This window comes from Cellulomonas sp. P4_D11, from assembly GCF_056401915.1.
Genome location: NZ_JBFUIK010000001.1, coordinates 108,393 through 128,245 on the forward strand (window position 1 = coordinate 108,393; position 19,853 = coordinate 128,245).

A 19,853-nucleotide genomic window follows, 5' to 3' on the forward strand; every position below is an offset into this window, starting at 1 on the left:
GACATCGCAGCGGGCGGACCGGTCACGCACTCCACCACTGCGGCGGCGACCTTGACGGACTGGCTGATTCGTCCTCCGGTTGAGGCAGATGCCCCATGACGTGGTGCGACGCGGGCGGGAGTCTGGTGCCCCGAACCGGCGATGGAGGCACTGATGACTCTCTACATGGATGTACACGAGACCCTCCCGGAGGGCACGACGGCCGCGGACGTGGCCGGTGCGCACGCGCAGGACCTGCTGGTCCAGGCAAAGTACGCCGTGAGCTACCGCAGCTACTGGGTCGACGAGGCCAACGGCAGGTCCTGGTGCCTCGTCGAGGCGCCGGATGCAGAGTCCGCGGCCGCCGTTCACCGCGAGGCCCATGGGTTGGTCGCTGACCGGCTGTTCCCCGTGGTGGAGGGGAAGTGAGCTCCGCCAGCACGCCGCGGGCCGTCGCCGAGGACGCGGAGGCGGCCCCGCGGCTCCCGGCGGGTGACGGCGAGCGGATCAGTGGCTACGGCGTGATGGGCCTGTCCTTCGCCTCGGGTGACTACGTGGTGCTGCGCTGCATGACGGCCGCCAGCTTCGGCGCCGGCTACCGCGCGTTGTGGCACCGGAGTCCCGAGGGCGACTGGACCGTGTACTCGACGGCCGACCCTGAGCACAGCTGCGAGCGCTACATCGGCGCAGCGTGCAGCCATCCGTCGGTGCGCGCCGACATCGCCGTGGAGTGGCTCGACGACGTGACGTTCCACGTGCGCGTCGGCGACACCCTGGAGTGGACGGTGGCCCTCGGGCGCAGCGTCGTCACCCGGATGATGACGACGATGGGCCGGGCGATGCCGATGGCGATGTGGACCAACTCGGCCGTTCTCGCGCTCCTGGGCCCGATGGCGGGCCGGATGCTTGGCGTCGGCAAGGTGCGCCTCACCGGCGAGATGCCGAACGGGCAGCACTTCACAGCGGCACCGGTGCGCATCTGGGCGATCCGGGACAGCCGGGCAACGTTCGCCGGCCGGGACCTCGGCACTCCACTACCCCTGCGGGCCCAGGCGCGCATCGGCGGCTTCTGGCTGCCTCAGCACGGCATCTTCATGTACGGCTTCGGTCAGTTCGACGCCTTCGACCCTGCACGACACGTCTCGGCGGCCGAACGCCAGCGCGAGCTGCTCGAATCCGCAGCGTGAGTGCTCGGCCAGGGTGGACGATGAGGCCGTGTCTGGTCCCGTGGGCGCGGCCGCAACGCGCCTGACCGAGCTGCTCGCCGCGCTGTCGATCGCGATCGACCTGGGGCTGGGACAGCCGGCTGAGCACGTGCTTCGGTCGGCGGTCATCGCTACCAGGCTCGCCGACAGGCTTGACCTGACCCGCACGCAGCGGGACACCACGTTCCACACCACGCTCGTCATGTGGATCGGCTGCCACGCCGACTCGCACGAGTACGTGCGCTGGTTCGGTGACGACATCGCCGTCAAGCGAGCGGCCTACCTGGTCGATTGGGCGGGCCTCCCGTACATGCGGTTCCTGGTGGGCAACGTCGCCCGCGGCGCGCCACTGCCGCAACGGATCAAGGTGATCGGGCAGCTGATGCGCGGCCCCAGAGGACAGCTGGGCGAGCTGGTGCATTCGCACTGCGCCTCCGCGTCGCTGCTGGCCGCCGAGATCGGGCTGTCACCGCGCGTCCAGGCTGTGCTGAGCGCAACCTTCGAGCGGTACGACGGGACGGGCGTCCCGCACGCCCTGGCGGGCGACGATCTGCCGATCGAGATGCGGGTGGCGCAGCTGGCGGATCTCGTCGAGGTGCATGACCGCACCTACGGACCCGGCGGGGCCGAGCACATGGTGCGTTCTCGACGTGGAGGCCAGTTCGACCCCGCGGTCGCCGATGCGTTCCTCTCGGATCCGACAGCGCTGCTTGCCGCACCGGACCACGGCAGCTATTGGGACGCCGCCCTCGCGGAGGCCCCTGACAAGTCCGCGCTGACGGCTGTCGAGCTGGACCGGATCCTGATCGCGCTCGGCGACTTCGTCGACCTCAAGTGCCCGTTCACTCTCGGCCACTCACGCGCCGTCGCCGATCTCTCCGCGCGCGCCGCGGGGCTACTCGGACTGGACGCCGCTGACTCTCTCGCTCTCCGCCGGGCCGGCCACGTGCACGACATCGGCCGGATCGGGGTGTCGAACCGCATCTGGGAGAGCGCGGCGAACCTGTCGGCGGAGCAGAAAGAACGCGTCCGCCTGCACCCGTACCTGACCGCGAGGATCCTCGACAGAGTCAGCGGTCTCGGCCAGGTCGCACGAATCGCGGCGAACCATCACGAACAGCCAGACGGCGGTGGCTACCCGCGCGGACTGGCCGCCGCGTCACTGCCCCTGCCCGACCGGGTCCTCGCCGCGGCGGTGGCCTACGAGTCGGCGCTGGAGCCGCGCCCGTACCGCGCGGCGCAGTCGACCGCCCAGGCCGCTGAGCGGCTGCGAAGCCGGACCTCCGCCGGTGCGCTGGACGATGCCGCGGTGCGCGCGGTGCTCGCTGCGGCGGGGCATCCTCGCGCGAAGCGCACGCCGCGCGAGGATCGGCTCACGCCGCGCGAGGTCGAGATCCTCGTACGCGTCTCGCAGGGCGAGTCGAACCGGCGGATCGCACAACGGTTCACGCTCTCGGAGAAGACGGTGCGCAACCACGTGGAGCGGATCTACGCCAAGCTCGGCGTGAGCAACCGCATCGGGGCCAGCTTGTACGCGCTGGAGCATGGGCTCGTGCCGGCGCCACACCATGACTGATCGAAGCTGTGCCACGCGATCGTTGGCATAGGCATCGTGGAGGTGGCGGGAATCGAAGACGATTCCGCGAGTCGCCGCGGACGTCGGCGAACGTCTGAACTGCAACTCCACGATCCCGATCCGTCGGTCCCGACCCGATCGGGGCCGATCTGTTGACGTGGTCAACATGGCTCCGCATCCAGGTAGAACCACGCACTTGGTGATGATGCCGCTGCCGCGACCCACGTGATCCGTCTGACCATCGCACTCGACGGCCCAGCGCTCGGCGCCCTGTAGGACTTCCACCGCTTCCAGCGTGTCGCGACCGATGACACCCGACTTCGCGAGAGCCGACGCCACCGACGGTCCGAGCGACGAAGATTTGGCACTCCGACCGTGCCGTCGCGTCAGTCCATTATCCCCCTCATGGAGGCTGGTGACCTCGGCGCTGAAAGCCACCTGCCGGCCTATACGGACGACGAGTTCGCGCTCTACCCCGGGAGTGGAGCGGCACGGCTCTTCACCGACAAGCTGGGAGCTCGCTAGCGCGGCACGTACTCATCGGCCAACCACCGCAGGAAGATTTCGCTACGCCCCACATACGTAGCGACGGTGTTGTCGGCTTTGCCCGCTGCGCGTAGGGCCCGCTCGAACCTGACGAGTTCGGCCCGGAGTTCGTCGAGGGTCCAGTTCGGTGCGTCCATATCGCGACGGTAGCGACCGGAAGCGCGTGAAATAAGGAACTCCGGGCTCCGACAGCTGGACGAACCGCGAGCGCGGTCCACTACCGTCCAACCGTGAACATGCCCCAGCTGGCAGCAAGCCGAGTGACGACAGAAGAGCTGCTTCTCGCCGCGCATCATCTGAGCGCCCTCGCCGAGGCAGCTCACGGCTACGTTGCCGACGAAACACTCGTCGTCGGTGCCGGAAGCGGGGCAGCCATCGAACGCGATGACGCCCAATACGACGGGGCGTGGGGACCGGCGTCGCAGATGGTCAGTCTGGACGTCGTGCCCCGGCTTGTCGCCATCGTCGACCACGTAAGAGCATTCGCCACTCTGACGGGTGCGCCGGGAGTCGGCGTCGCACTGGCGTCGCTGGTTCGTCCGACCCTCGACGGGCTCGCGACTCTGTCGTGGCTGTACGACCCGGCGACGAGCAGTCGTGAACGAGTACGGCGGCGGTTCAATCTCCGCCTGAAGTCACTTGCTCAGGAACAGAACGTCTCACTCGTGGCCAGCGGCCCGGGTGGAGACTTTCAGGAAGCCATAGACGCCATTGCCTTGGAGGCGAAGCGCCAAGGCTTCAAGTTCACGCTCCCCCGCACGAGCCGGGCAGGCATCATCGTTCCCGGCCACCTGGACCAAGAGATCCCCAAGGACGAGGTCCTTGTCAGGCTTCTCACGGCACCCGCAGGAACGTCCAGCGACATCGGTGCCCTTCTCTACCGCCGAACATCTGCCGTCGTGCACGGGCAGGCTCACGGCCTCCATCCGTTCGTCATCGTGAGCAGCCCCGGATCGATCCCCGGCACCGCACGCTTGGAGATCGGTCTGCCCTCGAGCTGGTTCTCGGTGATGGCGCTCTCCGTCGTCGCAGCACTCAATGCGACGATGATTCGCCTCATCAACCACTACGGATGGGAACCATCTGACTGGGCGGACGTCAGCCGGGAAGCGATGGACAGGTGGGCCATGCCGCTCGCGGCTTCACTCGCCACCAGTTGAGCCGAGCAGACTGCGGTGGGTCGAATCGAAGACGATCCGGCTCTTGTTGACTCGGGCCCGCGGACGCCTGGACCTGCAGCTCCACTTAGTCGCTCCCGACGCGATCCTCAGATCAGGACTCGTTTTTGTTGACGTGGTCGACGGGACGCACTAGACGCGGATGCCCGGCGGAACCCGCTTCGGGTCCACACTGATCCCAAGCACACCCGTCGGAGGCCCGGATGTCGGAACGCACACATTTCGACTCGCTCAACGAAGCGATGGCTGCGCTCGGCGTCCCGCTCGCGAGCCGAGCGCTCGCACGCGCACTTACGCCCGACGTCCCGTCGGAGATCTAGATCCCTGCGGCGAGTCCGTACATTGCGGTGCGCCCACTCGGCGAACGCGTGGTCAAGACGTACGTGAATCGCACGTTCATCGACCAATGGGTCGCCCCCACACGCTACGAGCGGACGCACATCGTCGGCGGCATCGCAGACGGTCCCCACGCGCGGTGACTCCTAGGGCGCTGCGGGGCGCTCCCGAGACGTACGCGGCTCGCTCGACTGGCGCTGCGAAGTATGCAGGATACGGACTCGCCGCTTCGGGATGCCCAGCGATCGCTGGTGGCTACGCGATGATGGCCGACTGCCGCTCCTCGTCCCTGCGGCTGACCCGACCCGCGGGGCGATCGGGTGATGTCCGGCCGAGTTCCTACGATTCGGCCGGCACCAGGTCGAAGACTTTCGACGTGGGAAATGCGCGACCTGACGATCGGGCCATGACCGCCAAGCTAGAAAGTGATTGAATGCGCAAGCGTGCCGCAGCAGTCGTCCCGATAGTTCTCGCGCTCGCGCTCAGTGTCGTCGGATGCGGCGGGTCGGGTGAGGACGCGGTCATGCCGGACGTCGTCGGCAAGACTCTTGACGTCGCCCTCAGCGATCTCGACCGGGCCGGTGTCAACGAGGACGACGTCGAGGTCGCCGGAGGCGGACTCTTCGGCATCGTCGACAAGTCGAACTGGCAGGTCTGCGAACAGCTTCCCGAGTCCGGAGCGACCGTCGACGGAGAGCCGCGTCTTGTCGTCGACCGCAGTTGCGGCGAGGACGACGAAGATCCGACCGAAGAGGCCAATGAGCCGGCGGCCGAGCCGACCGAGGAAGCCAGCGCGGAGCCGGCAGCGGAAGAGCGCGCAACGGTGCAGACAAGCCCGCAGCTCGCAGCCCTCCTCGCATTGACCGACTCCTGCAGCCCCGAGGTCGCACAGCTCGCGTCCCAGTTTGAGGGCAAGCTCATCGAGTTCGATGGAAACATCGGCGCGATGAACCCGCACGGCTCGGCTAAGACCCGGTACGACATGCTCATTCTCCCCGGCGACTACAGCGAGACGTCCGCGTCCGGTCCCTCGTTCACGTTCGAGGATGTCAACACGACGTTTGACATGCACTACTCCGGCGACACCCCGGACACCATCGGCCCCGGCGCCAACCTGCATATCGTTGCTCGCGTCGGGAAGTACGAGCCCAACAACGGCTGCCTGTTCCCGCTTGAGCCGGTCGAGACCTCCTTCCGTTAGGTCGTAGCCGCCAGACTTGGGTGCTCGGAGCCTGGCACGTTGGCACTCGACAGGACGACGGACGCGTCGACGAACTGCCCACTGTTGAGGTAGTCCCAGATTTGAGTGTCGAAGTTGCCCAAGAAACCGGGGAAAGACCCAACTCCGGTTTGAGGAGTCTTGCCGGGCCGACCGAGTGACGCGACTCACCCCGCGCGCGGCGACGCGACACGACGCTGGTCGCAGTGATCTCGGCTAGGGCGGACACACCCGGCCGTGCCGGACGGTCGGACTGATCTCCTGTCGCCGCTGAGTGTGACGGCTTTGCCTGCCATGACGACGCCGACCCCTCTGCGCCTCCTGTCATGATGTGCCGCATGGCCTGGTGCGAGCTCTGCGAACTTGACGACTCGACGTGCGTCCACGGATACGACCGGCGCAAGTCTGCAGTCGAGAGGACGGCGGCATTGCGCGTGTCACCGCGCGGGATGGCCCACTTCGATGGTTGCCCGCACAAGGGCGAAGAGGACGACGATTACCAGCGTTGGGGCGTAATCACGGAACAGGGAGCGTGGCAGCGCGTAGGGAACCGCGAGCAGATCGCCACGGTCGATGAGACTGGCAAGCCGTTGCTGGCAACCTCACGGTGCTCGACCTGCGTCGACCACGGGCCCTGGTAGCAAAGCGCTCCCGGGCCGTTCGCGGGCGGTCGCCCTTCCCAAGCTCGCGCTCCGATCCTCCGCAGGGCCAGACTGAGACCGTGCGTTGCGCGTTCAGCTGAGGAAGCCAGGGAAAGTCATGGGGTTTCGAGCCCGAAAGTCGTTCAAGGTGATGCCAGGCGTCCGCATGACTGTGACGCCGCGAGGTGTCTCGACGTCCGTCGGCGTAAAGGGCGCGCGCGTCAGTGCTCACTCGTCTGGTCGCGTCACTAAGTCAGTCGGCGTGCCCGGGACTGGTGTCTCGTACACCACGTCCAGTTCGGAAAAGTCAGCCCCGCGGCCTGCCGTGCAGCCGAAAGTGGCTGGCCCCAGGCCGGGCTTCACGGCACCGAAGTGGGAAAAGGCACTGTACAAAGCCGTGCTTGTGAACCAGGACCCAGCGGAGATCCGCGACGTCGCGACGGCGCATCCAGAACCGCGCCCACTTGCAGCAGTCCTGGAAGCAATGCTTGGCACGATGCCAGCAGGCGACGACCAGACGTCACGCGACCTGCTCGCGTGGGCCTGGTCGCAGGGCTACGACCCGGGAGCCGACCCGTTCGTCAAGAAGTACCTGTCGGGCGCTGGGATGACACTGACGATCGCACCAGGCATTGCTGTGTCGTTGCCGCTAGATCGAGACGCCCTCGGGCTCGCGCTGGGCGAAGCACACCAGAGCGTCGGCGACGTCAGTAGCGCTGTCGAGGTCGTCGAGTCGCTCGAACCAACCACCATCGCAGCGGTATCGCTCGCGGAGCTGTACGCGGAGCAGGAACGTTGGCAGGACATCATCGCGCTGACCGACGGCGTCACCAACGTCGACGAGCCCAGCATGTTTCTGCTAGTCCAGCGTGCTGTGGCGCTTCGCAACCTTGGGTCACCCGGCGCTGCGAGGGAAGCACTCAAGGAAGCCCTTCGCTTGCGGAGTCGACCTTCGGAGCTTCGGTACCGGGCGCTCGTGGAGCGAGCGTACGGCTACCTTGCCGAGTCAAAGCCCGGGATGGCGCGGCGAGATCTGGAAAAGGTCCTCGCTGAGGACTCGAGCTATCCCGGCCTGCAGGCAGCGCTCGCACAGCTACCGGCCGGGTAGGCCTCTCTGCCCACGCCGTAGGGTTCATCGCGGTGTGCCAAGGGTTGGCCGCCAGGTCCGCAGCGGGAATGTTGCGCCAAGCGGTTGAGCTTCGAGGCATTGGCCTCACTGGCACGCATGGCGCCCGAGTGATCCCTAGCAGGACAACTCTCTTGGCAGCGTCGCTGCAGGGAGCGCCAGGAGGTCGCCGGGCATCTTGGCCCCGGTGGACGCGGGATACAGGGCGTCCGGGTAGGCGCTTGTCGATGATCGGCTTCCAGCGCGCCCAGGACTCGGTCTCGTCACTTAGGAAGCCGTTGGCCAGCACGACGGTGACGCCACTCACGTCGCGGATCGCCTCAATACGGAGTGACCTACCCGTGGCGCACGAGTCCGTTCCGCGCGCACGGGGCCCACCGTCAGGATTCTCGGCGTGACGTCGCCGGCCTTCAGCCACGCAAGCACCCGACGCAGGTAAGGGCCCGAACCGGTTGCTATGCGTGTCGAGCGCGCCTGCGGCTAGAAATCCTGCTCGACGACGAGAATCCCAGGACATGGCCGCGTCGTAATCCGGCGCTCCCCTGAGGGACTTCGTAATAGGTGACCTGAACGGTACGAACGGCGGCACGTCTCACGTGAGTCGCGCCGGAGTGCCAGGACACCCGGCGGACCTATCCCAAAGGCTCCTTTCCGGGCTTCACGCGGATATGGTGAAAAGCGGACGGTCGGGCGCGCGTCATAGGGGCTGATCGGGTGACCTCGCCAATCGGACCCGACGCGGCCTCCGCTTTGACGCGGGCACCGGCCGGGTACTGGCATCCTGGTACGGCCGTCTAAGGACCCGAGGAGTTCGACCATGACGTTCGATCGTCAGTCGTGGAAGCCTGACCCGACTCTCACTTCAGAGGTCGAGGAGCAGTTCAGCCGGACGATCGAGTCATACCGGATTCATCCGGATCTGGTCTCGGAGCACGCCAACCACGAGGAGTCCATTCGTACCGGCGGCTACGCACATCGGACGCTGCTCGAGCTCGTGCAGAACGCGGCGGACGCTCTTGCCGGGGCAGGCGATGGAGGAGGCGACAGCGCGGGCCGTGTCGAGATCGTCCTCGACATGTCAAACAGCACTCTCTACTGCGCTAACGCGGGCAGGCCGTTCTCGCGGAGCGGACTTACCGCGGTCACCATGGCACACCTCAGTGCTAAGCGAGGCGACGAGATCGGTCGATTCGGGCTCGGGTTCAAGTCGGTTCTTGCCGTTTCGCAGGCGCCGCAGGTGCTCAGCCGATCGATCGCTTTCGAGTTCAACTCCGCCCGTGCGCGGAACGAGCTCGAAGCGGTCACGTCCGCAAAGCGCTATCCCGTGCTGCGAACTGCGACTCTGCTGGACGCGCTCGGGGAGTTCGATACGGACCCGGTCCTGGCAGAGCTGGCGGCATGGGCGACGACGATCGTAAAGCTCCCGGCCGCGACAAACCTGGACCGGCTGCGCCAGGAGATTGAGACTTTCACGTCGGAATTCCTGCTCTTCGTCGGTGCAGTTCGCGAGGTCCGGCTTCGCATACTCGGCGACGAGCCGTTCGAGACGAGCCATGTGTCGCGGGATCTCGGCAGCGGCAGGCTCCGGATCGAGCGGCCCGACGGTGTTGGCGACGAGTGGATCGTCGAGAGCACCATGCACGCCCCCTCCGCCGAGGCTCGCCACGAGGTCGGTGAAGCAGTCTCCCGAGCCGAGGTCAAGGTCACCGCGGCGGTTCCGGTGCAGCAGAGCCGGCTGAAGATCGGGCAGTTCTGGTCCTATTTCCGCCTCCAGGACACGACGTCAGCCTCCGCTCTCTTCAATGCTCCTTGGAGCGTGAACGACGACCGCACGAATCTCTTGGACAATCGATACAACCGCGAGATTCTCCGTACGCTGGCCGGGCTCTTCGTGCCGCTGCTCTCTCGCGTTCGGACAGCGGGCGATCTCGCGGCGCATTTCGACTACCTGCCCGCACGCGGGCGGGGGCAGGAGAGTCACGGGTTTGCCGACGGCGTGATTGGCGCGCACATTCTCACCCAGGCGGGACTCGGAGATCTCATCCCCGACGCGAGCGGAGTCTTTCGGAACGGTTCTGAGCTGCGCCCCCTGGACCTGGCCGTTCGCTTCGACGCCGTTGTCCACCAGGGATGGATGGAGTCGCCAAACACGGGCGACGACGTCCCGCACTGGCGCTGCTACACCACGCCCGCGCGGGCGACTCGCCTTCGCGATCTCCTGCTGGTGGCACAGGAACCCGACTTCGACCCAAGCGCAAGGGACGTCCGTGGCGCTCTGGAGCACATGCCGAAAAGAGGGCTCCTGTCGTGGCTGCGAGAGTGGGCCGAGGGCACAGACCCGACATCCGCAGCGAATGCCTTTCGAACTGTGGTCAAGAACTCCTCGCTCGAGGGCATTTCAGCCGCCAAGGTCATCCCGACCTCTTCCGGGATGCGGTCGCTCGACGACAGGAGCGTTGTGTTCCTCCACCGTGAAGAGGGTCTTGTCGTTGAGGGCGCGATGTTCGTCGACCAGCGATTCCTCGCAGAGGACAGGGTGGAGCAACTTCTCCGGGAAAGAGGGTTCCGTGACCTGGACCCGGAGGCGATCCTCAACGCGCGGCTCGCGACTCTCCCTATCGAACCGAGCTCCTCTGACCTTGAGCGTCTGTGGGAAGCCGTTGTGTCGGTCAGCATCCCCGTTGCCGCCAAGACGATGAGCGCATCGACCGCTTCGATCAAGGTACCGACGCGGGACGGCGGATGGGCCTGGCCCCAGCAGGTCATCGACTTGGAGACTGAGCTGCCTGAGGAGTTCGCCTCACAGCTGCTCGATCGGCACCGGTGCATGCCTCCCGTTGCGCACAAGCTGGGCGTCGTGCAGACCCCTGTACGGGACTTCTCGCTTGATGACGAGCCGAGTCGCGGCGCGTATATCGAAGCGACGTTGGCCGATCTCAACGCTAGACGGGGGCCCGGCGAGCGTCCGATCGAGCGTGTCGATTTCAGCCCAGGCGAAGGCCCAGGGCCGTTCTCGGTGCTGTTGATGCTGCGTGATGCAAGCGCCTCCGATCAGGTGCGCGCATCGTGGACCCTGTCGCTCCTGTCGCTCCCCGACGTGAACTGGGTTTGTGAAGACCTCGACACGGGCCGCACCTTCAGCGTCGTGTCGCCCTCCAGGTGGGCTGTTGACCAGGCGGGGCTCCTCAGCTCCTCGCGAGGGTTCCGCCCCCCGCGCGACGTTGTCGCGCCGTCCTTGGTTCGATTCGGCGGCCTTCTGCCGCTTTTCAAAGGTCCGCACGCGGTACAGGCGGCGCTTGATCTGCCGGACGAGCTCGAGACGGTTCCTCCCCACGTGCTTCGGGAGATGCTCGAAGGAGACCTGTTCCCTGCGGTAGAAAACTCGGTTCTCGTGGAGTTCGTTCTCGCCGCGACCAAACTGGGCCTCGCTGGCGACAAGCCAGCAACCATTCCTTCTCGCGTCAAGCGCGTTGTCGAGGCACATGCGCCGTCGACGGTGTACCTCGCTACCACCGACGAGCAGGAGGAGTTCCTGCTTACCCGCCAACGCCCTTACCTGCGAGTCGAGGCTGAGCTGGTCGAGGAGGTCATTGAGCTTGTCGGATGCCGCCGGTTCGAGGACAGTTTCTCGTTCGCCATGGTCGTCGAGGGCCAGCAGGAGGTCCAGCGGATCCTCGACGTCTACACGGGGCTCCGAGCCTCCTACGGCGCGCGGTTGGGATCGGCAAAGGTCGCCCGGGCGCTCCTGATCGCCAAGCGCGTCACGACGGAGGACGGCGTAGAGGACCAGCCGCTCGACTGGCATCTGGATGGGCTTGATCTGATCGTCAGGAGTGACGCAGAGGAACGCCGCATCCTCGAGTTCGTGAACGACGCATTCGGCCTCGGGCTCGACAACGCGCTCCTCACCTCGATTCTCCGGGCGGGCCTTGATCACCGGCTGGAACTTCTTCGGCAGCAGGCCCAGACGATCGAGACGGATGCTGACCGTCTCGACCTCTACATCGGGCCTGACGACCTGATGGAGGCACTACCAACCGGGCTCTGGACCGCCCTCGAGGCGCAAGGGTTGGTCGACGACGACACGTCGGTGGCTGAGCTGTTTCTCACCGTGTACGGATCCGATTCGCTTCGGATCCTCGCTGACCGCTTCCGCGACGAGGGGTTCTCCGACGTGCCGGGAACATGGGCCGGAATGTCGGCAGCAATCTCATGGGTACGGAAGATGGGCTTCGGCCCAGAGTTCGCGGGTCAGCGAAATCGGCCGAGACCGGAGGAGTTCGTGGTCGCCGGCGCCGTCCGTCTCAATGGGCTTCACACGTATCAAAAGAAAATCAGCCAGGACTTGCGCAACCTCTTGACACAGCCCTCAGCAGAGGGCGCGCAGAAGGGCATGCTGGAACTGCCCACAGGCGCAGGGAAGACCCGCGTCGCAACTGAGAGCGTCCTTCGGCTGTTCGTTGACGAGGTCCTGTCCGGCACGATCCTCTGGATCGCGCAGTCCGCAGAACTGTGCGAGCAGGCGGTGCAGACCTTTGAGACGGTGTGGCGCTACCTCGGTGACGAGCGGCCCCTGACGATTGGGCGCCTATGGGACACGAACGTGGTTCACGACCCGGACACGGAACTTTCAATAGTTGTTGCTACTGACGCAAAGATCAGGGCGGTCATGGATCGCCCTGAGTACGAGTGGCTAAGGACGCCGACGGCGGTCTTTATCGACGAGGCGCATCGCGCGGGCGGGTCGACGCAGTACACCTCCATCCTTCGTTGGCTCGGCGTCGACGGGCGTAGCTGGGAGCGACCGCTAGTCGGCCTGTCGGCGACACCGTTCAAGGGTCGGGCCGGGGACCACAGCGGAACCAAGGAGCTTGTCGCGAGGTTCGGCACAAAGCGGCTCACAGCGTTCGAGTCAGACTCGTACAGGCAGCTTGTGAAGCTGGGCATGCTGGCGAACGTCCGGCACGAGGTGCTTCCGTCCGGCGTCGAGGTCGAGCTCAGTTCGGTCGAGCGCAGCACCCTCCAGTCGAACCGCCTCATCGACCGCAACGTCTACGAGCGGATCGGCCGCAGCGAACAGCGCATGCGGATTCTCGTCGAGCACATCCTGAAGCAAGACAGTGAATGGCCGATCCTTGTGTTCACTCCCAGTGTGCTGTCTGCGCAGGTACTCGCAGCCTCGCTGCGCTACCGCGGACGGAAAGCCGCGTCAGTGAGTGGTCAGACGGGGCGGCAGGAGCGGCGAAACGTCATCACGCAGTTCCAGAACGGCGAACTCCAGATTCTCGCCAACTGCGATCTCCTGGTGCAGGGCTTCGACGCCCCTGGGGTCCGGGCGCTTTACATCGCTCGTCCCACCTTCAGCCCCGGCGCCTACATCCAGATGGCTGGCCGTGGTCTGCGTGGCAAGGAGAACGGGGGCAAGGAGGAGTGCCTGATCGTCGACGTCGCTGACAACTGGGGCGCGATGAACGACTTCCTCGGCTACCACGACTACGAGGAGCTCTGGAAGGAGCAGCGCGGATGATTCTGGTCCCGACGCTGTCCGACATCGAAAAGCAGTCCGTCAGCTCCGCCGAGCGGCTGCTCGCGCGTCTGCTCCGCGACGTCGACGCCGACTCGAACGCAGTTGCGTTCTACTCGGTGGGCCTGCGCTCTCACGCGTACAAGCAACAGGCGGAGGCCGACTTCGTGATCCTCTGGCGCGGGGTCGTCGTCGTCGTGGAGGTTGAGGGCGGTGGCGTCCGAAAGCACGACGGCATCTGGTACTCGGTCGACCGTAGGGGGGATTGGCACAAGTTGGCGACATCCCCGATCGAACAGGCACGATCGGCTGCATACGCGCTAAGAGACATCCTCAAGGACCAGGGGCTGGGGTGGTACGCGCACGAGGCGGTAGTCGTGACCCCGGACATCGACGAACCCCCGGACTCGGTTGACTGGAAGCCCACCCATTGGCTCGCCCGCGAGGGAATGACKGCGGCCGCGCTGGCGAGAGCGCTCGACGAGATCGTGGCCGGAGCACGTCACGCGCCGGGAGGTCAGAAGCTCGCGCGGACAGACGAACTGCGTACCCGATTGTTCGGCGAGTTCACGAGGATGCCCGTGATCGACGCCCAGCGCGGAGCCGTGATCGAAGAACAGAACCGGGCGACAGCGGGCCAGGCTCGCGTTCTGGCGGCACTCGCGCGAAATCGCCGAGTGCTGGTCTACGGAGGCGCGGGAACGGGAAAGTCTCTCGTTCTGGTCGAGGCCGCGAAGCAAGAAGCGGACCAGGGACGCTCGGTCCTGGTGACGTTCCGATCGCCGTTGCTTTCGCAGTACTTTGCACCGCATCTCGGCGACCGTGCCGTGGACGTTATCCCATACGACGAGCTCAGCAATGCCGGTCCCTACGACGTGGTTCTTGTTGACGAGGCGCAGGACATGATGACCGCCGAGGCCATGGACCGGATAGACGCCGTCGTGTCCGGCGGTCGAGCCGGCGGTCGCTGGCGGATGTTCCTCGACCCTAACAACCAGGCTCACGTCGACGGTCACTATGACGAGGACGTCGCCACCCTGATCGAGGACGAGGCGACAACGGTCGACCTCAGCGTCAATGTCCGGAACACGCGTGCGATCGTCCACGTCGTACAGGAGTACCTCGGCGCGGACGTAGGCGACCCGGCCGTAGTCCACGGCGAGCGGGTCCAGTGGCATGCGCGGGAAGGCACTGTCTCGGTAGCGGACGGCCTGAACGTCGCAGCCGAGCTGGTCTTGGAAGGAGCACGGAGGGCCGAAATCTGGGTGATAGACCCGAGCTCGGTCGCAGCGCCGAAGTCGGTCGACGGGGTCGTCGTCACGAGTCCCCGCTTCGCGAAGGGTCTCGAGGCCGAGCATGTGGTGGTGTGTGGTTTGCCGGTGACTCTTGATGACGCCGGCACCGCCGCGTTCTACGTTGCGGTGACGCGCGCTCGGGTGTCATTGCACCTCGTCGTGTCCAACGAAGACAGGCGTCGACTCCAGCAGCTCGTTCGACAACGGATGGCGAACCCATGACTCTCACCCGGGCGCAGCAGTTGGTACTCGATCACCTCAAGTCGGCGTACGTCGGTCCTGACGGCGGCGAGTACGAAGTGATTACGAATCTGCCGAACAGGCAGTACGCAGTCGGAATGCTGTTCCCACGTGACGACTCGCCCGTCGCGTCTGATGACGGCGGGGGTGAACCTGACAGCGACGAGGTCGATGTCGACGGGGCGACGGAGTCGACGGGTGAGGTTGAAGAGAACGGGGCGAGCGTCCCGATCGCGGAGGACTGGCGTCCGTCCTCTGCGGCGATCTCCTTCGTGACTGACCGACCCAGCGTCCTGTGCGACGTCTCGGGAGGGACTTACTCACCAGTAGAGGGCGACGGACCTCCAAGCTGGCGTCGTGTCCCATTCGCTATCGCGCGGATCGAGCTGTCCCAGGATCAGCAGCGTCATGAGCAGTCGGTAGGCGACGTGCCGATCGAGATCGGGTCTCGGTGGCGCGCGTTCGGCGATGGGTTCCTCGTCACCGTCCACGTCCGCGTGCTTGCCGCCGCGACGGGGGACGTTCGCCTCGATGCGACCAGCATGCTTTACCAGGTGGGGCTCTCAGTCTCACCGCACGACTCTGGAGCGTTTTACGAGTACGACACCCGTCGAGCGTTCGACGTCGACGAGGAGTCGGCGGAGATCCGCCTGCGATACCGAGACCGCAAGGTCTATGCGGTTGGCCATGGCATGGCTGCGGACTGGGACGTGTCTGCGGAAGGGGCTTGCATATGTGTGCGGCTCGACCCGGTGCCGTCCTTCGTCGTCCCCGACATTGAGACGACCGGCTTTGCGGAATCGACGACAGAGGCGAAGGCGTTGCGTCTCGACCACCTCTCAGACCTTGACTCTTCGCCCTCGGAGGTCTTGGCATCCTTGAACGCATTTGTCGACGCGTTCGCGAGATCGGTCGCGGCCGAGAAGGCTCGGATCGAATCCTTCGGTTCGGACGCGGAAGTCGCGCGTCGCATCGTCCACCGGTCCGAGATTGCCGTACGCCGCATGCGTGAGTCCGTCACTCTGCTACGTGCCGATGCCGGTGGTGACTTGCGGAAGGCGTTCGCGCTCGGGATGGCTGCGATGCGCCTGCAGATGCGGCAGGCGGCGCTCAACCGAGGAGACGAGGTGTCGGAACCCAGCTGGCGTCCCTTCCAGTTGGGCTTCCTCCTCGTCTCGCTCGCGTCGACAGTCGACCACGCCCACCAGGATCGGCACGTCGTCGACTTGATTTGGTTCCCGACCGGCGGCGGCAAGACCGAGGCGTACCTTGGCCTTGCCGCGATCGAGATCTTCCGTCGTCGGATCATCGACGGCCCGGCGGGCGGCGGTACCGCTGTGCTGACCCGCTACACGCTTCGGCTGTTGACTTCGCAGCAGTTCCAGCGCGCTGCCTCGCTCGTGTGTGCGATGGAGCTGCTCAGGCGTACGGATCGCTTTGGGGACCCCCGGGCCAAGGGAATGGCGCCCTTCTCGATCGGGCTCTGGGTCGGCAACGAGGTCACCCCGGGGACGCGACGCGACGCGAAGGTCGCCTTGGAGCGTCTCCACAAGGCGGCGAGGCCGGAAGAGGCCAACCAGTTCCAGGTCGAGAGTTGCCCGTGGTGCGCGACTGCGCTCCTGCCGAACACCCGATCGTCTCGACAAAACGAGTACGGCGTCAGGTTGGTCGGACGCGACGTCGTAGTCCACTGCGTGAACCCTTCGTGCGAGTTCACCGATGTCCTGCCCGTGTGCGTCGTCGACGAGATGCTCTACGAGACCCCGCCGACGATTCTTCTCGCCACGGTGGACAAGTTCGCCCGCCTGCAGTTCCGCCCCGAGTCGGGTCGCCTCCTCGGGCTCAACACGGCGTTCAGACAGCCGTCGATAATCATCCAGGACGAGTTGCACCTTTTGTCGGGACCGCTCGGTACGACCGTCGCGGTGTTCGACGCCGTCATACAGCTGCTGCTCGCGGCCGGAGGCGGAACCCCAAAGATCATCGCTTCCACCGCGACCATCCGGGCGTCCGAGGAGCAGGTGCAAGGTCTGTACGGGCGTGCGGTCGCGCTCTACCCGCCATCTGGCCTCGACGACGACCGGACGTTCTTCTCGCGGCAGGTCGACAGCCGCGAGGGACGGCTCTATCTCGGCCTCATGCCACAGGCGCTGTCGCAGATGTCCGCGACAGTCTCAGCGTCGGCACCGATGATCGAGATCCCAGCGGTGCTCAAACAGTGCGAGGACACCGGGGTCAGTCGGGACGGGTACTGGACCGCGGTCATGTACCACAACAGCCTTCGCGAGCTCGGTCGCACGGGCACGCTCGTCGTCGACGACGTGAATGCCCGTCTCGAACCCCGCGCCGAGCGACTCGGGCACGAGCTTCGCCTCGTCCGAGCGGAGCGGGTCCTCGAGCTCACGAGTCGTCGTGGGCCGGAGGAACTGCCGAACGACCTGCGTGAGCTTCGGCGAAGCGCTGACGACTCAGACCAAGCGGTCGACGTCGTCCTGTCCTCAAACATGCTTTCCGTGGGCATCGACATCCCACGACTTGCCCTGATGCTGATGGTCGGGCAGCCGAAGACAACCTCCGAGTACATCCAAGCGACCAGCCGCGTCGGACGCGGAAAGGTTCGTGGAGTCGTGACCACACTGTTCAGGTCCAACCGAGCACGAGACCGGTCCCACTTCGAGACGTTTCGCAGCTATCACGAAGCCCTGTATCGGAGTGTGGAACCAACTAGCGTCACTCCTTGGTCGCTGGCATCGCGCGAGCGCTCACTCGCGGGCGCAATCGTCGCGCTCGTGCGTCATCTCGGACCGGGAATGGCAGAGAACGACGCTGCGAAACGGTTGGATCTGGAGGATCCGGCGCAGCGCTCGTCGCTCGATTCGCTCGTGGACCGGTTCGTCGACCTCGTAGACCGGTCCGATCCTGTTGAAACCGAGGACACGCGCGAGCGTCTCGGCACCCTTCTCCGTCAGTGGGACCGGCGCGCCCGTGAGGCACGAGAGTCTGGTGAAGGTCTGTTGTACGACCGGGTCAAGGCCGACGACGCGGCATTGTTCAAGCGATTCGGGCAGCCGGGCGAGGGTTGGCTTGTCGCTGACTCCATGAGGTCGGTCGAGCCCAACGTCGCTGTAGACGTCCGAGAGCCTTACGAGGAGGGGTCAAATGCAGCGGATCAAGCATGACCTTCGGCTGTCCGAGACAGTCTCACCGTTCGGCGTCGGTGCGGTGGTCGATATCCGTGGCGAATCGCTGATCGCTCCGGACACGTCGTGGTGGGACAAGCGGTTTGCGCCGGAGATCCACTGCGAGAGGCTCGTCGAACGGCTCGGCCCGAGCGTGCTGCGGGAAGCGCCAACCCACTCCGGCCGGGCAGGCAAAGACACGGCCAGCCTCCTGTACTGGCGATTTCCGACCTGGCGGTTCTGTGAGCGCTGCTCGCGGCTGTCCCAGCGAACCGGTAAGAACCGAGGCAAGTGGACAAACAAGTGCGACTGCGGCGGAGTGCTCGTCCCGATGCGCTACGTCGCTGTGTGCGAAAGGGGCAGCCATCTCCAGGACATTCCCTGGTTCATGTGGACGCACCGTGGACGAGACGCTGGTGTCACCGAGTCCGTGCGCTTGTGCCGGGCGTACAAGGAGCTGCGCTTCGTCCGCTCCGCGAAGCACGGTGAGGGGTTGAAGTCGCTGCGCGTCGAATGTGGCGGGTGCAAGCGGTCCCGCCCCATGTCCGACCTGGTCACCAAAGACGCTCTCGGCCGCGACGGAATCCGCTGCAAGGGTGTTCAGCCATGGCAGGAGCCGCTGCCCGAGAACGCCTGCGAGCACGCGCTCATCGCCGTCCAGCGCGGCGCCACCGGCAACTACATCGCGGAACGGATCTCTGCGCTCGACATCCCTGAGGAGAAGCCACGGTCCGCGGCCGCAGCCGACGCAATCCGTGCGCATCCAGACTTCGACCGAGTGGTCGCAGACAACGGCGGTCCGAAGGCAGACATCATGGCCGGCTGGATCGCTGACGAGCTCGGTGTGACAGTGGATGACGTCCTGAACCTCGCCTCAGCAGTTGGCGAGCCCAGCGACGACGTTCTCGCGGACCTCAAGGACGGCGAGTGGGCGGCGTTCCTGAAGAAGCTCGGCACACCCGGTCGTGACCGAAGCGAGGGTGACTTCGTCGTCGACGCATGGAACGTGGACGTGCAGCCCGGTGCTCCGGCGACGCTTGTCGAGCGCTTGGTGGCCGTCGGTCAGGTTCGCCGGGTCCGTGAGGTGCGAGCTTTCAAGGGATTCCGGAGATACTCGGCCGACGCGGATTTTATTGCGGCTGACCTGTCGCTCGAGGGCAAGCGGAGGCAGACGCTTCCCGCGATCGAGATGTATGGCGAGGGAATCTTCCTCCAGTTTGACGAGAGCTTCCTCACCGAGTGGGAGAGCCGCCCGGAGGTCCAGGCTCGCGCTGGAGTGCTCGTCGACCGCCGAGCGTCAACGATGTGGGCCCAACGCCTCGATGTCCCGGAACCCCGGTTCGTGGCATTGCACACCATTGCCCACCTCCTGATTCGGCGACTGGCCTATGCCTCGGGATACTCGTCAGCTTCCCTCCAGGAGCGGATCTACGCGCACACGGACCGTCCTGACCGCACCGCGGGGATCCTGATCTACACCGCGGCAGGCGATGCCCAAGGGACGCTCGGAGGCCTCGTGCGCCTTGGGGATCCGGACAAGCTGGTCCCGCTGCTCCTTGCGGCGCTCGAGGACGCGGACGTCTGCTCGAACGACCCTGTCTGCATCGAGAGCGATCGGCAGGGGGCCTCCAGCCTGAACCTCTCGGCCTGCCATGGGTGCTCGTTGGTCAGTGAGACGTCGTGCGAGACAGCAAACAGGCTCCTCGACCGACAGCTGGTGCTCGGCGGGCGCGATGTTCGCGGGCTACTCGAGGGCGTTCTCGACGACGTCAGGCTTGCCGCGCGGGCCTGACCAACCGACCGACACAT

At 65.8% G+C, this 19,853-nt stretch carries 11 protein-coding genes and 1 pseudogene; 11 read left to right on the forward strand and 1 reads right to left on the reverse strand.

Translation table 11 applies throughout. The annotated features are described in order from the left end of the window. The first annotated feature begins 153 nt into the window (after window positions 1-153). The 3 genes from AC1DT4_RS00490 to AC1DT4_RS00500 are packed head-to-tail and all read left to right on the forward strand — an operon-like array spanning window position 154 to window position 2,760. Window positions 154-408 carry a DUF4242 domain-containing protein gene (locus AC1DT4_RS00490; RefSeq protein ID WP_477087799.1) on the forward strand — a complete coding sequence of 85 codons (255 nt, stop codon included), beginning with the start codon at window positions 154-156 and terminating at the stop codon, window positions 406-408. Next, window positions 405-1,166: a hypothetical protein gene (locus AC1DT4_RS00495; protein ID WP_477087800.1), complete on the forward strand. Its 762-nt coding sequence runs from the start codon at window positions 405-407 to the stop codon at window positions 1,164-1,166. The genes AC1DT4_RS00490 and AC1DT4_RS00495 overlap by 4 nt, the downstream gene beginning before the upstream one ends. 28 nt (window positions 1,167-1,194) lie before the next feature. After that, window positions 1,195-2,760 carry an HD domain-containing phosphohydrolase gene (locus AC1DT4_RS00500; protein WP_477087801.1) on the forward strand — a complete coding sequence of 522 codons (1,566 nt, stop codon included), beginning with the start codon at window positions 1,195-1,197 and terminating at the stop codon, window positions 2,758-2,760. Window positions 2,761-3,281: 521 nt separating this feature from the next. Here the strand turns inward: AC1DT4_RS00500 and AC1DT4_RS00505 are convergent. Further along, on the reverse strand, window positions 3,282-3,443 hold the full coding sequence (locus tag AC1DT4_RS00505) for a hypothetical protein (protein ID WP_477087802.1): 162 nt from the start codon (window positions 3,441-3,443) through the stop codon (window positions 3,282-3,284). 93 nt (window positions 3,444-3,536) lie between these two features. Here AC1DT4_RS00505 and AC1DT4_RS00510 point away from each other — a divergent pair, with 93 nt between their 5' ends. The 8 genes and pseudogenes from AC1DT4_RS00510 to drmB all read left to right on the forward strand — a co-directional run bounded on the left by AC1DT4_RS00510 (window position 3,537) and on the right by drmB (window position 19,836). After that, a complete protein-coding gene (locus AC1DT4_RS00510) occupies window positions 3,537-4,466 on the forward strand; it encodes a hypothetical protein (protein ID WP_477087803.1) in 930 nt (309 codons plus the stop codon). A gap of 787 nt (window positions 4,467-5,253) precedes the next feature. Then, on the forward strand, window positions 5,254-6,021 hold the full coding sequence (locus AC1DT4_RS00515) for a DUF4839 domain-containing protein (RefSeq protein ID WP_477087804.1): 768 nt from the start codon (window positions 5,254-5,256) through the stop codon (window positions 6,019-6,021). A gap of 777 nt (window positions 6,022-6,798) precedes the next feature. Next, a pseudogene (locus AC1DT4_RS00520) lies at window positions 6,799-6,957 on the forward strand (DUF4236 domain-containing protein); the annotation flags it as partial. A gap of 120 nt (window positions 6,958-7,077) precedes the next feature. Next, on the forward strand, window positions 7,078-7,788 hold the full coding sequence (locus AC1DT4_RS00525) for a tetratricopeptide repeat protein (RefSeq protein WP_477087994.1): 711 nt from the start codon (window positions 7,078-7,080) through the stop codon (window positions 7,786-7,788). Between the two features lie 835 nt (window positions 7,789-8,623). Next, window positions 8,624-13,333 carry a DEAD/DEAH box helicase gene (locus tag AC1DT4_RS00530; RefSeq protein WP_477087805.1) on the forward strand — a complete coding sequence of 1,570 codons (4,710 nt, stop codon included), beginning with the start codon at window positions 8,624-8,626 and terminating at the stop codon, window positions 13,331-13,333. Further along, the gene (locus tag AC1DT4_RS00535) at window positions 13,330-14,847 is read left to right on the forward strand and encodes an NERD domain-containing protein (RefSeq protein ID WP_477087806.1); all 1,518 of its coding nucleotides are present in this window, start codon (window positions 13,330-13,332) and stop codon (window positions 14,845-14,847) included. Before AC1DT4_RS00530 ends, AC1DT4_RS00535 begins: the two co-directional genes overlap by 4 nt. Then, window positions 14,844-18,044: a helicase-related protein gene (locus AC1DT4_RS00540; protein ID WP_477087807.1), complete on the forward strand. Its 3,201-nt coding sequence runs from the start codon at window positions 14,844-14,846 to the stop codon at window positions 18,042-18,044. Before AC1DT4_RS00535 ends, AC1DT4_RS00540 begins: the two co-directional genes overlap by 4 nt. Further along, on the forward strand, window positions 18,025-19,836 hold the full coding sequence (gene drmB / locus AC1DT4_RS00545; protein WP_477087808.1) for a DrmB family protein: 1,812 nt from the start codon (window positions 18,025-18,027) through the stop codon (window positions 19,834-19,836). The genes AC1DT4_RS00540 and drmB overlap by 20 nt, the downstream gene beginning before the upstream one ends. The last annotated feature ends 17 nt before the right edge of the window (window positions 19,837-19,853 follow it).